The sequence below is a fragment of the Steroidobacter sp. genome, from assembly GCF_016790065.1.
In the GTDB taxonomy this organism is placed as follows: Bacteria; Pseudomonadota; Gammaproteobacteria; order Steroidobacterales; family Steroidobacteraceae; genus Steroidobacter.
Map to the genome: position 1 here is coordinate 1 of NZ_JAEUPY010000179.1, position 15061 is coordinate 15061.

At 61.6% G+C, this 15061-nt stretch carries 15 protein-coding genes; 6 read left to right on the top strand and 9 right to left on the bottom strand.

Annotation, left to right across the window (positions count from 1 at the left end; all coding sequences use genetic code 11):
- Nucleotides 1-297: arginase family protein (locus JNL55_RS07890; protein WP_293851651.1), on the bottom strand; the 297-nt coding region annotated here is incomplete at its 3' end.
- 169 nt (nucleotides 298-466) lie between these two features.
- Between JNL55_RS07890 and JNL55_RS07895 the strand changes: the two genes are divergently transcribed.
- Nucleotides 467-889 (top strand): Lrp/AsnC family transcriptional regulator, encoded by a 423-nt coding sequence (locus JNL55_RS07895; protein WP_293851654.1) that lies wholly within the window; start codon nucleotides 467-469, stop codon nucleotides 887-889.
- A 17-nt stretch (nucleotides 890-906) separates the two neighbouring features.
- Here the strand turns inward: JNL55_RS07895 and JNL55_RS07900 are convergent, their stop codons facing one another.
- Together JNL55_RS07900 and JNL55_RS07905 are read right to left on the bottom strand one after the other, a co-directional pair.
- Complete coding sequence (locus JNL55_RS07900) at nucleotides 907-1341, bottom strand: acyl-CoA thioesterase (RefSeq protein WP_293851656.1); 435 nt, start codon at nucleotides 1339-1341, stop codon at nucleotides 907-909.
- Nucleotides 1338-2234, bottom strand: a complete 897-nt coding sequence (locus tag JNL55_RS07905) for a 3-keto-5-aminohexanoate cleavage protein (protein ID WP_293851658.1) — start codon at nucleotides 2232-2234, stop codon at nucleotides 1338-1340. The genes JNL55_RS07900 and JNL55_RS07905 overlap by 4 nt, the downstream gene beginning before the upstream one ends.
- A gap of 85 nt (nucleotides 2235-2319) precedes the next feature.
- Between JNL55_RS07905 and JNL55_RS07910 the strand changes: the two genes are divergently transcribed.
- The gene (locus tag JNL55_RS07910) at nucleotides 2320-3375 is read left to right on the top strand and encodes a Gfo/Idh/MocA family protein (RefSeq protein ID WP_293851660.1); all 1056 of its coding nucleotides are present in this window, start codon (nucleotides 2320-2322) and stop codon (nucleotides 3373-3375) included.
- A complete protein-coding gene (locus tag JNL55_RS07915) occupies nucleotides 3372-4808 on the top strand; it encodes an APC family permease (protein WP_293851662.1) in 1437 nt (478 codons plus the stop codon). Before JNL55_RS07910 ends, JNL55_RS07915 begins: the two co-directional genes overlap by 4 nt.
- On the opposite strand, the gene JNL55_RS07920 is transcribed toward JNL55_RS07915, so the two are convergent.
- From JNL55_RS07920 to tgt, 5 genes are all read right to left on the bottom strand, one after another.
- Nucleotides 4757-6640, bottom strand: a complete 1884-nt coding sequence (locus JNL55_RS07920; protein WP_293851665.1) for a CocE/NonD family hydrolase — start codon at nucleotides 6638-6640, stop codon at nucleotides 4757-4759. The genes JNL55_RS07915 and JNL55_RS07920 overlap by 52 nt on opposite strands.
- A gap of 18 nt (nucleotides 6641-6658) precedes the next feature.
- The gene (locus JNL55_RS07925; protein WP_293851668.1) at nucleotides 6659-8968 is read right to left on the bottom strand and encodes a TonB-dependent receptor; all 2310 of its coding nucleotides are present in this window, start codon (nucleotides 8966-8968) and stop codon (nucleotides 6659-6661) included.
- Between the two features lie 110 nt (nucleotides 8969-9078).
- Nucleotides 9079-9708: a TetR/AcrR family transcriptional regulator gene (locus tag JNL55_RS07930; protein ID WP_293851671.1), complete on the bottom strand. Its 630-nt coding sequence runs from the start codon at nucleotides 9706-9708 to the stop codon at nucleotides 9079-9081.
- Nucleotides 9709-9796: 88 nt separating this feature from the next.
- The gene (locus JNL55_RS07935) at nucleotides 9797-9988 is read right to left on the bottom strand and encodes a hypothetical protein (protein ID WP_293851674.1); all 192 of its coding nucleotides are present in this window, start codon (nucleotides 9986-9988) and stop codon (nucleotides 9797-9799) included.
- Between the two features lie 30 nt (nucleotides 9989-10018).
- The gene (gene tgt, locus JNL55_RS07940) at nucleotides 10019-12043 is read right to left on the bottom strand and encodes a tRNA guanosine(34) transglycosylase Tgt (protein WP_293851677.1); all 2025 of its coding nucleotides are present in this window, start codon (nucleotides 12041-12043) and stop codon (nucleotides 10019-10021) included.
- Nucleotides 12044-12163: 120 nt separating this feature from the next.
- On the opposite strand from tgt, the gene JNL55_RS07945 reads away from it, so the two are divergent.
- Nucleotides 12164-12715, top strand: coding sequence for a YaeQ family protein (locus tag JNL55_RS07945; protein ID WP_293851680.1), 552 nt, complete (start codon nucleotides 12164-12166; stop codon nucleotides 12713-12715).
- A 16-nt stretch (nucleotides 12716-12731) separates the two neighbouring features.
- Here the strand turns inward: JNL55_RS07945 and JNL55_RS07950 are convergent, their stop codons facing one another.
- Nucleotides 12732-13622: a LysR family transcriptional regulator gene (locus tag JNL55_RS07950; protein ID WP_293851683.1), complete on the bottom strand. Its 891-nt coding sequence runs from the start codon at nucleotides 13620-13622 to the stop codon at nucleotides 12732-12734.
- Between the two features lie 98 nt (nucleotides 13623-13720).
- Between JNL55_RS07950 and JNL55_RS07955 the strand changes: the two genes are divergently transcribed.
- A complete protein-coding gene (locus JNL55_RS07955) occupies nucleotides 13721-14422 on the top strand; it encodes a CoA transferase subunit A (protein WP_293851685.1) in 702 nt (233 codons plus the stop codon).
- A 10-nt stretch (nucleotides 14423-14432) separates the two neighbouring features.
- A partial coding sequence (locus tag JNL55_RS07960) for a 3-oxoacid CoA-transferase subunit B (RefSeq protein WP_293851688.1) occupies nucleotides 14433-15061 on the top strand: 629 nt, incomplete at its 3' end.

Here is a 15061-nt window from a genome sequence, read left to right on the forward strand (position 1 = left end):
ATGATCGCCGCCCAGCAGAATGGGAAAGTGGCCGCGAGTGAGATCGGCATGCACCGAGTCGTGAATGGCCTGGTTCCAGGCGGTCACTTCGGCCAGATGTCGATAACCCTCGACCGGTACGCCCTGCGGATTGCCCGGGCCGTTGAGATTGCCGCGATCGATCACGCTCAAGCCGCGACCCAACAATGCCTCCCGCAAGCCGGCGACTCGCAGAGCCTCCGGGCCCATGGAGGCGCCTCGATCGCTGGCTCCGATATCGGTTGGCGCGCCTACCAATGTGGCGGTACGAATGCCCATTCTGGGTTGCTCCCTCGCAAGATCCGAGCCGACATTGGCTCCAGTCGCGCTAGTTTTCGGGGCACGGGCCGCAATGAACAGCCAACCAACTGTTCAAATCGCAGCCAGGCTTGATCAAAGTGTCAGTTGCGGTTGACAGTTTGCTCAATTGCGACCACCGTAGGCGCCGATGGATGACACCGACACCAAGCTGCTTGCCCTGTTACGCGACGACGCCCGCCTGTCGGTGGCCACGATTGCCAAGAAGTTGGGAGTGGCACGCGGCACGGTCCAGAACCGCATCAACAAGCTGCAAGCGGAAGGCCTGATTCTGGGCTTCACCGTCCGCCTGCGTCCGCAAGCGGAAGAGCAGCGCGTGGGCGCATTCATGACGATCGCGGTGGAAGGTAATCGGCCCGAGATCACGCTGCGAGCGTTACGGGGCGACCCTGCGGTGAAGTCTCTTTACAGCACCAACGGGCGTTGGGATTTCGTTGCCGAGCTGCGCGCCGACAACCTCGACGAATTCGACCGAGTGCTCAGCCGAATTCGTCGCATCGAAGGAATCTCGAATACGGAAACGAGCTTGCTGCTCACCGCCCACGTGCGTTGACGCGAGCAGCGTGCCCGTTACAGATATTTGCTGATTTCAGCCCGATGTTCGTCCGGAATGCGCGTCGAGCAGCGACGCACATTGTCGAACTGCACCAGCACCGCTTCGAAAGTCGAGTTACGTTGCCACGGGTCGCCGGTCTGCAACTCGTGCAACAACGTCATGGACTTCTCGCCCACTCGCTTCACCCGAGTGACGATGCGCACCGCGCTATCGACCGGCACTTCACGTTCGTACTCGATCACGTTGCGCACATCGACCCAGCCCAGCGGCGCGTCGGCGCGCCAACGAAAGCCGAGCTTGTTCAACATGCTCCAAGTCGCAGAGTCATACATGGCCGCGTAACGCGCCGTGTTCAGATGACCCATGAGATCGCAGTCGACGCCGTGCACGACGCCGACATAAGTGACGACGCCTTCCGACGTCGGATTGGTTGGTGCGGTATCGCTCATTGTGCGCGCTTCTTCAGACCCAGGATTTCACGAGCTTCATCAGGCGTGGCAACGCTGTGACCCAGATCTTCGATGATTCGCTTGGCGCGTTCAACCAGCTGACCGTTGGTCGCAAACACACCGCGGCTCAAGTACAGATTGTCTTCGAGGCCCACCCGCACGTGACCGCCGAGCAGCACTGACTGCGCCACCATCGGCATCTGCATGCGCGCGATACCGAAGGCCGACCACAGCGCACCTTCAGGCAACAAGCGCTTCAGATATTGAATCGTTTCGACGTCCGCCGGCAGACCCCAGCGCGTTCCGAGCACCATCTGAAAGAACGGCGGCGGTGCGACCAGGCCTTCGGAGATCATCTGATTGGCGAACAACACATCGCCGGGCGCGAACACTTCCAGCTCCGGCTTCACGCCCAGATCGCGGAACGTCTTGGCCATGCCACGCAAGGTGCGCTGGCTGTGCAGGTAGATGTACTCGAAGTCGCCGTCCATCTGGTTCTGGGTGGTGACGTCGAGCGAACACATGTCTGGCACGTTCTCGCGGATGTGCTGAGTGCGATTCGCGACGTCGCCCACGTCCGTGCCGGGGCCCGCCACGGCATCGTTGTCCGGCGACGGCACATACAACCCACCGCCACCGCAGGTGAGATTCAGGATCACGTTCAAGTTGCGCGAACGGAAATTGCGCGTCAGCTCGGCGAACAGCTTGGGATCGCGGCTGCCGGCACCGGTTTCGGGATGGCGCACGTGCAGGTGGACGGCACTGGCGCCGGCCTCCTGGGCTTCACGCGCGGCCTCGGCGATTTGCACCGGGGTGATCGGGAAATTCGGGTGGGACTGGTTGTAACGATTCTCGCCGGTAACGGCGCAGGTAAGGATGACTTTGCGGCTCATGGGGTCTCGACCAGGCAGATAGAGTGATTTACATCATGCCGGTGATGATAATAAAGTCAACACCTGCTCAGGGGGTGATGGCTTAATGAAAACAACTCGTATCGGCTTCATCGGGACCGGCGCGGTAGCTCAGGTGCATGCCGAGGCTTACCGCGCCCTAGCCGGCGTCGAACTGGCCGCCTGCTACGACCTCGACCCCGCTCGGGCTGACGCCTTCGCGCGAACCCATTCAGCACAGGGGTATAGCGATCTTGCGGCCATGCTGAGCAGCGCCAACCTCGACATTGCTTGCGTGCTCACCCCGGCTCGGGCTCATGAGGCGGCCGTCATCGCCTGCGCCAACGCCGGCGTGCACGTGTTATGTGAGAAACCGCTGGCGTTATCGCTGGATGCGTGCGACCGGATGATTCGCGCCTGCGAACAAGCCGGCGTGAGCCTGGCTTATGGAGCGTCCTATCGATTCCTGCCCGCCGTCGTGACCGCCAAACAGCTGATCGATGCCGGCGAGATCGGCGACATCCTACTGATGCGTGAAGCTGCCGTTGGCGGCAGTGGCATCGAACGACGCGAGACGCTCAGCGAGGCGCACTTCCCCGCCGGCGGTCCCGGCGGCTCAGGTATGGGCTTGATCGATCACGGCATTCACTTGGTCGACCTGTTTTCTTGGCTGGCCAAATCGCCCGTCACCCGCGTGCGCGGCCGAGGCAACATCGCTGGCCAAAAGCAGCTGCCCGAATACCTCATGCTCGAGTACGACAACGGCGCCCTCGGCGAGCTGGTTTACGAAGACGGCACCTTCCCGAGCGAGCTGCCCACCGAAGGCATTTTCTCCGGCGGCAGCGGCTGGGATGTCGGCGGCATCACCCCGCCCGGCCAATGGCAGGCCCATCCTGGCTCCATCCACATCCACGGCAGTCGCGGTTCGCTCCGGATTTTTCATTACGCCAATGCCCTGTACCTGCGGAATCAGCATGGCGTAAGAGAGATCAAAGTGCCCGAGCCCGGCGCGCCAATTCAATTCGCGTTGCAGTTGCAAGCCTTCATCGATTCGATCCGCGCCGGCCTGCCACCGCCGGTGCCCGCATCTGCGGGGCGCGAAGCCTGTCGACTGGTCCTCAGCGTTTACGGCGAGCACTCATGAGCAGCTCAAATTCGTTGCAACGAGTGATCGGGCCCGGCGGCTACTTCACGCTCGCCTTCGGCAGCGTGGTCGGCTCCGGTTGGGTCATGGTGCTGGGCGAATGGCTCACCTCCGCAGGCCCGGGCGGCAGCGTGCTTGGCTTTGCGCTGGGTGGCGCCGTCATGATTTGCGTTGCTGCTTGCTTGGCCGAGCTCGCGGTGCGCATGCCTCGCGCCGGCGGTGAGTTCAACTATGTTCTGGAATCGCTCGGCCCGCGCGCCGCGTTCGCCATCGGCTGGTTCCTATCGCTGGGCTTGATGGCCTTCACGGCCTTCGAAGGCATCGCACTGGCTCAGTTGGTGGGAGCCTTGCTGCCACAAATTCGCGGTGCTGAGCTCTACACCGTCTTCGACCACGCGGTCCGGGTCGGCGATGTGGCACTCGGTGTTACCGGTTCAGTCCTGTTTGCAGTCATCAATTACCTCGGCACCTCGCTCGCGGTGAAATTGCAGCGGATCGTGACCTTCGGCTTCATCGCATTCATCGTGGTGCTGATCGCCGCCGGCTTTGTGTTCGGCGATGTTCGCAATCTTCAGCCCGCCTTCGCCTCACTGACGCACGACTCGTGGCTCACCGGCTCGCTGTGGATTCTTGCGACCACGGCCATCTTTCTGAATGGCTTTCAGACGGCGCTGTACGCCATCGAAGAGCGTCGTAAAGACATGTCCGCACGCCAGGTCGTGATGCCGATGATGGGCGGCGTGCTCGCGGCGATTGCGTTCTATATCTGCATCGTGCTGGCGGCGTCGATGATTGCGCCGTGGAGCGACATCACCAAAGCGCCACTGCCGGCCGCGTTCGCATTCGGCAAACTGATGGATTCCAACCTGGTCGCCTCCGCGGTGCTGATCGTCGCCACGGCGTCGCTGCTGAAATCCTGGAATGCTTATGTACTCGGCGCCAGCCGGCTGCTGCTGGCACAGGCCAAGCAAGGAATGTTGCCGGCGCGTCTTGCCCGACTGCATCCACGCTTCGCTTCGCCCGTCACCGCCATCGGTTTGATCTTCGTCTTGAACGTGCTGGGATCGCTGCTCGGCTCGGGCGCCATCGTGCCCATCGTCAACATGTGCGCCATCGTGAGCGCGTGCTCGTTCGTCGTTTGCTTGTCCGTGCTGTTACGTGAGCGCCGCCGCTCGAGCGCACCCGCTGCATTCACGGTGCCCGGCGGAACGCCGCTGATCGCTGTAACCACCGCCGCCGCCGCCATCATGGCGGCGTTTGCATTTTATGAGCCGCTGACTCGTTCCAGCGGCGGCATTCCCATGGAGTGGGCGCTGATGGCGACATGGGCCATCCTCGGGGCCGTGTTCTGGCGAACTCACGGCCGCCACTCCGGTGCGGCTCAGCGCTCGACCACCGGCAATATCAGCCGCGACTTCAGTTCGGGCGTGTGATGAATGGTGTTCTTGGCAACGCTCCAGCGTGACTGCTCGGAGTTGTTGCCGCCGAGATTCAGATTACGCTCGAAGCGCGGGAAGTTGCTGCTACTGACTTCCAAGCGAATGCGATGTCCCGGCTGGAACACGTTGCTGATGGCACCGAGCGGAATGGTCAGCTCATAGTGCTCGCCGGCCTTCATCCATACGACCTTGTGCTGACCTTCGCGGTAGCGAGCACGCAGCACGCTCTCCAGAAGATTCAACGCGCGGCCATCTGGATACACTTCGACCAGCTTCGCAGTGAAGTCCGTGTCCACGGCATCGGAGGACACATGCAACACGACACGCACGTCGCCGGTCACTTCCATTTCCTTCTCCAGCACCGGTGATGTGAACACCAACACATCGGAGCGCGCCTCGACGGATCGCTGATCGAGCGAGCCTGGCAACGCATCCGGCGTCCCGGTACAACACAGTCCACCGCCCTTCGACGGCACGGGATTGGCCGGGTCGTAGGTATAGGTGTCGCGCGGACTCGATCCCTTCGCGGCCGGCACACTAGTAAGCACACCATCGCCGTCGAGACTGTTGGCACGCTGAGCGCTGCCGAGGAACAGCTGCTTTTCTTTCGTTCCCTTCAGTGGCCACTCTTCCGCCGTCTGCCAGCGATTGCGGCCCATGGCGTAGTAACGAAGCTTCGGCCACTCGGCGATGCGGCGTCGGGCTTCAGCATCGTTCTTCAGCCAGGCATCGAACCAAGTGAGGTAAGCACTACGATAGTCAAAGCGGGTGTCGCCCACATTCAACTCGCCGATGCGGGTGTCCGGGCCCGCCTCGCGCTCGAATGCGCAATGCGTGTGCGGACTCATGATCACGAATTGATTCTCGCGCGCCTGCGGAGACATCGAGTGGCGCCGAAAATGGTTGAACTGGACCATGGTCATGTCGGCGCCGAAGTCGAACCAGGAATTGATGAACAAGGTCGGCACGTCGGACCGATATTGATCGGTCATGTAGGGCAACGTGTTCCAGTAAGGATCGGTCGGCGCCCGCATCAGATTGTCTTCAAAATCGGTGGGCGGCATGCCCTGCGTCGACAAGGCATCCTTCGACGGCAGATGCACCCAGGCCTTGTGCAGATCGATGGTGTCGGCTCGACGCGTGGTCTGCCACAGGCCGTCGATTGCGTTGTATTCGTCTTGTTTCAGAGTCGTGGGCAGGCGTGGGAACACCTTCTCGCCATACTGCGAGAACCAGCCGAGATTGCCCACCCACTCTGCTGAGCCGCCGACACGCACACCGAAATAACGATAGTGACCGCCGAGCGAGCCGACCGAGCTGCCCGAGGCTTGCGGGATCATGGCTTTGAGCGCCGGATGACGGGTCTGCGCCATGAAGATCTGCACGTCGCCGTCGTAGGAGCAACCGTAAGTGCCGATGTTGCCATTGGACCAAGGTTGTTTGCTCAGCCAGTCGACGGTGTCGTAACCATCCTTGTCATCGCCACCGGAGACGACGTACTGGCCTTCGGAATGATGCCGGCCTCGCTTGTCCTGCACCGCCACCGTGTAGCCGTGATCGACAAAGAACTGCACGAAGACACCCGGCGGCTTTTGCAGTTGCCCGTATCGCTGATCCTTGCCATAAGGCGTGCGGATCAGCACGACCGGTCGCCGAGCAGCGGCACCGCTCGGTCGATAGATATCGGTCGCCAGCCGCACGCCGTCGCGCATCGGAATGAAAACATTTCGATCCGCGACAACGTCGGCAGCTTCGGCGCTGGCGATGGCCAGCGCGATGCCAATCGCGGTACCTAATAACGTGTACTTCAAGCCCGCTCTGGACATCGCGCTCTCACCTTGCCGTTAGAAGTTTCTCGACAGACTCACACCGAAGGTGCGAGGACGATTGACGCTGTACCGCGGCCGGCCCGGCACGCTGATCGACACCGCTTCCGCATAACCTGCGGTCTCGATGTCATTCAGCAGATTCTGGCCGAACAGCGCGAACTGCCAGTCGCCATAGTCGGCCCACAGGCGCGCGTTGAGCAGGCCCAACGAGCCTAGCTTCTGTTCTTCGCGCTGCTGAGGCGACAGGCCCTTCACGAAATCGTTGTACGACGAACCCACGGCTTGATACTCGAGGCGCAAGTGAGTCTCGACCAGGGACGAACTCGGCAACGCAATCTCAGCGTAAGGCGTAGCAATCCAACGCGGCACTTGCTGGATACGATCGCCCTTCTGCGCACGGCCGAGCGACGGATCGGTGATCTCCGCCTCGCCCACCATGCCCGAGATGCCGAGCTGGAGATAGTCACCGACCTTGGCAATCGCTTCGATCTCGATACCCTGACTGCGCGCGCTGCCAGCGTTCGCCGCGATTCGCGAGCCGCACTGAAGGAACACAGTCTGCTGCAGATCTTCCCAGTCGATGCGATACAGGCTGGTGTTCAACGTCACTCGGCCGCCCCACGTGGACTTCAAACCGATCTCGTAGTTGGTCACCGAGTCCGGCTGCACCCGGCCATCCGGATCGAAGCCTTCAGCAATGGCTTCGGCCTGACAGGTGGGCACCAACCCAGCCGTGGTCGAAGACAAACTGCCGGCGCGGAAGCCTTCCGAACGCGTGCCGTAGATCATCACGTCGTCGTTCAACTTCCAGGCGGCGGAGAACTTGGTCACCGTCTTGGAAATGGTTCGGCCCGGATCGGCCGGCACCGCGTACAGGAACATCAGATCCGGTGAGCCAGGATCGTAGCCCGAGTAGCTTTCCGGGCCGAACTTGGCCGAGATGCGATCGCGACGAATGCCGGCGGTGAGCGTGACTGCATCGGTGGCGTGATAGTTGAACTCAGCGAACGGCGCAGTACGCTCCTGCTCGCTGGTCGAGTCGAAGTCGGTACGGAACAACACGGCCGGCAGTGGGCCCAAGCTCGCGCTGATCCAACCCGGATTGGTTTCATCCACCGAGCGGGCGCGCTCGGTCTTTTCATAGAAGGCGCCGACTACATAGTCGATGCCGAACAGCGGCTGCGTCGACGCGATACGCGCTTCGAGCGACGTGTTCTCGAACTGATTCCATTCCTCGATGGTCGCCAACACCACGTTCACCGGGTCGCCGATCGCGAAGATTTCCGGCTCGGTGGAATCCTCGACCGCTTCCTGCTCGCCAGTCGAACGGCTCGCCGAGATGGTCCACGACAGCAAATCATGCGTGCCGCGTGCAGTGAGATTGGTCAGCGTGAACAGGTTTCGCTGCGGCTCAGCTACGTCGCCGTAATTGTTCTGCACCAGCGCGCCGTTGGGATTCGACGGACCGCCGATCACGTGCTGAAAGCCACTGAACTGCTGATCCTGATGGAACACCGAGGTCTCGATGTCGATCGCGTCCGTCGCATGTAACAACAAGGCCGCGCGCACACCGCTCGTCTCTTCGTGCGGCTCGTTACGGCTCGTGTTCGCCACGCGCTGCGAAGGCCCGGGCAACGACAGATTCTGTCCCCAGCGCCGGTCGATGAAACCTTCCTGATCTCGATGCCAGACCGCGATGCGTGCCGCGAGTCGATCTTCAAGCAACGGCATATTGAGCACGCCGCGCAGCTCTGTTCCCAAGCCACCGCCATCAATATGAGTGCCGATAGCCTCGACGCGGCCACCGAACTTCGCAGCGTCCGGCGACTTCGGAATGAAACGAATCGCGCCACCCATGGCGCCGGCACCGAACAACGTGCCCTGCGGTCCACGCAGCACTTCGACGCGTTCGATATCCACGACGGCAGGATCGATGTTGGTCAATCGAATGGTGCCGCCGGTGGCCGGAATAGGCGTGTCGCCGACGTAGTAGCCCACTGTCGGCGCGCCGCCAGTCACATTGATGCCACGAATCGACACTTTCTGTCGTCCCGAGCCCAAATCGACGAACGCCACGCCCGGCACAGTGCGAGCGTAGTCGGCGAAACTGGTGGCCGATAGCTTTTCCAGCTGATCGGCACCGACCGCGGAAATCGCGATGGGCACGTCCTGGAGTCGCTCGGCTCGGCGCGTGGCCGTGACGATGACTTCAGTGATCGTGTCCTCCGCCGGCGCGGCCTCGTTGGCGCCCAGCGCCGGCATGACAGTGAGCGTTGACACCAAAGCGACGACGCCAGTACGCGCCGCGTGACGACCGAACTTCATACCCCTTCCCCCGGTTTGCGCGCTCGGGCCGAGCCGCTTATTAATTTAGATTACCGTCATGATAATAATTAGTAAAGCGCGTTTAGGGCGGGAAAAGTAGCGGTTGAGGGTCAGCGTTTGCGGGGTTCGCGGCGGGCGCAGCGGCTCAGGAAGCCTTCCAGGTAGCTCGCCACCAGGGTTTGCAGCTGGGCCTGGGTCCAGGCCTTGGGCTTCATGATGATCTGATCGGCCAGCCCGTCGCCGAACGCGACGATGCCGCGGGCTTCCAGCGCCGCGTCCATCTGACTCGACAGGTGCCCCGCTTCCTGCAGCTGGATCAGCTCCTCTTCGAGCAATTGCCAGAAGCGCTCGTTGCGTTTCTGTTGGAGCGCCATCAGGCGGGCATCGCCGATGGCCTTGCCGCTGAACATAGTGAGCAGGCGCCAGCGGTCGATGGTGTCCGGGTCCAGGCTCAACGAATCGGTCACCATGATGCGCAACCGTTCCAGTCCCTCCGTGCCCGCCGCCGCCTCCCTGGCCCGCGCGTTGGCGCGATCGAACAACATGTTCTTGGCGAACAACAGCAGCTCTTCTTTGTCCTTGAAGTAGTGGCGCAGTACACCAGTGGTGTAACCCATCTCACGCGCAATGTCGGCGAGGCTGGCATTGCCGATGCCCACCCGCAGCAGGGTCTTATAGGCAGCCTCGGCGATCTCCGCCTTCTTGCTGTCGTGATCGCCAGGCTTGCGGCCTCGTTTCACAGCGCATCCTTGTAGATTCCCATGGATGCGCCGGATTATATCCCATCATGCTGATCATGATCAGACGAGGTAGCCGCCACGGTGCCGATCACGATGGCGGAGTTCCGTCGCGCGCAGGCGAGCGCAGCAGCGTCGCTTCCGGGAAATTCTTCTCGCCACTGAGCACAGGCGCGTTCTCTACGCCCCGCACGTAGCCATCGAAGAACTCAAGCGTATAAGCATTGATGATGGCGTGAGCGGCGCGCGGATGTAGATACTTTGTATCGGCGGCCTCGAACAACGGCTGGTCGGAGAAGGTGCCGTCTCGACACTAACTCGCCATGGTCGTCACTTGAAACTGCGGGTGTTCCGTCACCGCCGCACGCCATGACTCATCGTTGTCGCTGACGCCGAAAGGAGTTTGCGCGCCGCTGCGGCTCCATCGCAGCAACCACGCGGCGCCGAGCAACTCCCGGCCGTGATTGCCTTGCGCGGCCAGCGGCGACAAACCAATGGTCGTTTCGGCCTTGGGTCCGGTCGCACAGCCCTTGGCCACATAGAATCCCGCCGCCAGCATCGCCGCCCGAACAGCGGTGGAGTATGTGTACGTGAATAGCTCGGTGGCGCGCCCCTGGCACAGTTGCAGCAACTCGCGAAACGACGCCAGCGCCCACAACTCACTATCCGTCTTGAATGAAAACGGATCGAAAAAGATCAGGTCCGGCGGCGGCGCGGCGAACTTGCGGACCGCAAAGTCTCCCTGAAGCAAACGCCACTCAATCGACTCGTCCTTGCTCACCCAGCGCTCAGCGGCGAGCAACTGCTCAGGTGCAGCGTGTTTCAGATGTTTGAACCAGCGACGATGACGCAACGCCAGTTTGTAAGAATCCAGGTCATTCTCGAAACTGATCAGCAGCAGTCGCCGGCCACGCTCGGCGACATTCAATGCCTCGGCAGCCTGGATCGTAGCCATCGCGTTGGCGGCGGCGCCGAGACCGACGTCCCATACGACCAGCGGCTCGCTGCATTCTTCTCGTAATCTCTGCGCCAGTCGCGATTGCTCTACATACAGTGCGTGTGCTTCTTCGGCCGGATCGTTCACCGAATGCATCACCTCGCCCGAGACCTTATCGCGAATTCGGCCGACGCCATCGCGCACCACGACTTCGTAGCGACCGACGTGCAGTTTGCGTTGCTTGCGCTCCACACTCGAATTGCGCACTGATTTTGGTCCATAACTGTCACGCGCATCCAATACCTCACGCTGCGCACGATAAAATTCGGCCCACGTACCAGCGAGAATATTGGCGCGCATCGCACGCATCAATTGCATATAGAAATGAATGTTGTGCAAGCCAAGCAGTTGCCATCCCTGACTCTCGTGGACGCGGATCAAATGCAGCAAGTACGCCTTTGAATACGTCTTGCAGGTGTAGCAGCTGCATTCAGCATCGAGTGGCTCTTCATGGTCGCGATACACGGCGCGTCGCAGGTCGATGCGGCCTTTGCTGGTGAACGCCAGCCCTTGTTTCGCCAACGCGGTCGGCAGAATGCAATCGAACATATCGACGCCACGATGGACTGCTTCGAGCAGATCGAGCGGTGTGCCCACCCCCATCAAATAGCGTGGCCGATCTTGCGGCAACAACTCGGTCACGATGGCAGTGCAGTCTTCACGCTCGCCGGATTGTTCACCGACGGCCAAGCCGCCAATCGCAAAACCGTCGAAGGGAAGTTGTGTGATTGTTCGCGCGCTCTCCACTCGCAGATCCGAGAAGCACGCACCTTGAACGATGCCGAACAGCGCTTGCGCCGAGTCGCCACGCGCGGCGAGGCTGCGCACTGCCCAGCGATGCGTCAGCTCCATTGCCGCTCGCGCAACGTCTCGTTCGACCGTGGACGGGACGCATTGATCCAACACCATCATGATGTCCGCGCCGATGGCCTTCTGCGTAGCGATGCTGCGCTCGGGGCTCAGACAAATGATGCTGCCATCGACGTAGCTTTTGAACTTCGCGCCCTCTTCGTCCATGCTGCGGCTACCGGGCAGCGAATAGATTTGAAAGCCGCCGGAATCGGTGAGCACGGAGTGCGGCCAGTTCATGAAGCGATGAATACCGCCGAACTGTTCGAACAGAGCCACGCCCGGCCGCAACAGCAAGTGGTAGGTGTTTGCCAGAACGACTTGCACGCGGCTGTCGAGCAAATCCTCTCGGCGCTGCGAACGCACTGACGCATGGGTCCCGACCGGCATGAACGTCGGCGTCAGCACTTCGTTGTGCTGAGTCCGAAAGCGCGCCGCCCGCGCCCTCGACTCTGTGGCGGTCGCTTCCAGTTCAAAATCGAGTCGGCTCATAAGTAAGTTGAGGCAAGTCATCTGCGGCGCGCCGCGCCTGGTCCAATGCTGCAGATTACCAGGAGGCGGGCCGTTGCCCTAGAATGGGTGCCGGTTCTCAAGCAGGCCTGAACTCCGTCCATGGCTCTCGGCGCAACGATTTATGTCTTCGACATCCGCCTTGCGGATGCAGATCGAAACCTGTACGAGACCTTGTCGTTTCGGGTAGCACGCCATCCGTCGGAGAGCGAGGAGTATTTGCTCACCCGAGTGCTGGCGTACTGTTTGGAGTTCGGCGAAGGGCTGGCCTTTTCCACCGGCGGACTCTCCAACCCCGATGAGCCAGCACTGGCCATTCGCGACTTGAGCGGCGTATTGAAGAGCTGGATTGAGATCGGCTCGCCCGAAGCGGCACGCTTGCACAAGGCGAGTAAAGCAACGCCGCGCGTCGCGGTGTATGCGCACAAAGACATCGACCAATTGCTCGCGAAGCTGCAAGGCGAGCACATTCACCGTGCCGATACGATCGAGCTGTACGCAATGGATCGCGACCTTCTCACTGCGTTCGCCGCCAAGCTACAGCGTCGCATGACATTCGACCTGGCCATTGCCGAACGCAGCCTCTACGTCACCCTCGGGGATGAAACCCTGACGGGCGACGTGAAATCGCATCGATTACCCAGCCGCCGATAAGCCGTAGCGACAGCACTCAACTGCGACCGAGCGCGTTCGAATCCACTGCCCGATAAATCGCCTCTGCCGCCGTGGACAGCTGCTGGTCCATGCGTGTGATCAGTCCCACCGGCTTACGAATGATGGGCCTGGTCAAGCGCACGCTGCGAGCCCCCATCGCCGTCATCTGCTGCTCACAAAGATGGGGCACCACACTCACCCCCAAACCCGACGCGACGAACTGCCCCGCGGTCACGAGCTGATGGCATTCGAGCCCGACTCTAAGTTCCATGCCACTGGCGGCCAGCGAAACTTCCAGTAAGCGCCGGACCGCCGACGGTCGTTGGAGCGCGATGAAGTTGTCGCTCAACAGTTGTGCCCAAGTCACCGAGCGCAACTGCGCGAGCGGCGAGCCTGCCGGCACGATGGCGACGAACCGATCCACGAACATGGGTTGGAAGCGCAGCTTCTCGGCGGACTCCGGTTCGAAACCGAACCCCAACTCGACCCGGCCGGCGGCAACCATGCTGACCACATCCTCCTGGATCACGTCATGCACCGTGACTTCGACGTTGGGAAAGCTGGCGCGAAAGTCGTGCACGATCTTCGGCAGCACATTGCTCGCGAACGACGGCATGGCCGCCATCGTCACGTGCCCCCGCTGCAGCGTGAAATGCTGACGAGAGCGTTCGCGCACATTGTCCCAATCGGCGAGCAGCTGAATGGCCTGGGGCAGCAGCGCCGCCCCCTCAGGCGTCAATTTGACCTGCCGCGTGGTCCGCGACAGCAGCCGGCCACCCAGTGAATCCTCCAGGCTGCGGATGGCCAGGCTCAGGGCCGGCTGGGACATGTGCAGCCGTTCGCAGGCCCGGGCAAAGCTCAGGGTCTGGGCCACGGCCACAAAAGCATGTAATTGGCGGGGGGTCATGATTCATTTACCCAGCAAAATAATCAGCAGGTATTTCAAACTTAACAACTGAATGGTCCCGAGCCAAGCTGCGTCGATCCGACCTACGGAGACAGGCAGTGGCAGGCTTCGATAAACGAGTCGATAGTTACCAGGCGGCCTTGGCCGGCCTGACGGACAACATGACGGTGATTGCCGGTGGCTTCGGCCTGTGCGGCATCCCGGAGAACCTGATCGCCCAGATCCGGCGCCTGGGCGTCAAGGGCCTGACGGTGGTCTCCAACAACTGCGGTGTCGACGAGTTCGGCTTGGGCGTGCTGCTCAAGGACCGCCAGATCAAGAAAATGATCGCCTCCTATGTAGGCGAGAACGCCGAGTTCGAACGCCAGCTGCTGTCGGGCGAGCTGGAAGTCGAGCTGACCCCGCAAGGCACCTTGGCCGAGAAGATCCGCGCTGGCGGCGCCGGCATCCCCGCTTTCTTCACCGCAACCGGCTACGGCACGCCGGTGGGCGATAACAAGGAAGTGCGCGAATTCAACGGCCGCAAATACATCATGGAAACCTCGATTACCGCCGACTTCGCCATCGTCAAAGGCTGGAAGGCCGACTGGTACGGCAACGTCGTGTATCGCCACACCGCGCAGAACTTCAACCCTGCCGCCGCCACCGCCGGTCGCATCACCGTGGTGGAAGTCGAAGAAATCGTCGAGCCGGGCCAATTGGAGCCCAGCCAGATCCATACGCCGGGCATTTACGTCGACCGGCTCATCCAAGGCAGCTTCGAGAAACGTATCGAGAAGCGCACCACGCGCGCCGCTTGAGGTCGTCGACATGGCACTGACTAGAGAACAGATGGCGGAACGCGTCGCTCGTGAATTGCGCGACGGTTTCTATGTGAACCTGGGCATCGGCATCCCGACCTTGGTGGCCAACTACGTCCCCAAAGGGATGGAAGTGATGCTGCAATCGGAGAACGGCTTGCTCGGCATGGGGCCCTTCCCCACCGATGCTGAAGTCGATGCCGACATGATCAATGCCGGCAAGCAGACCGTGACCGCGCGTACCGGCGCATCGATCTTCTCGTCGGTCGAGTCGTTCGCGATGATTCGCGGCGGCCATGTCGATCTGACCGTGCTCGGCGCCTTCGAAGTGGACGTGTCAGGAAACATCGCGTCCTGGATGGTACCCGGCAAGTTGGTCAAAGGCATGGGCGGCGCCATGGACTTGGTGGCCGGCGCCGAGAACATCATCGTCACCATGATGCACGCGTCGAAGGACGGCGAGTCCAAGCTGTTGGATCGTTGCAGCCTGCCGTTGACCGGCAGCGGTTGTATCAAACGCGTGCTCACCGACCTCGCCTACATCGAGATCGCCGACGGCGCGTTCCATCTCAAGGAACGTGCGCCGGGCGTGAGCGTCGATGAGATTCGCACCAAGACGGCCGGTCGACTGATCGTGCC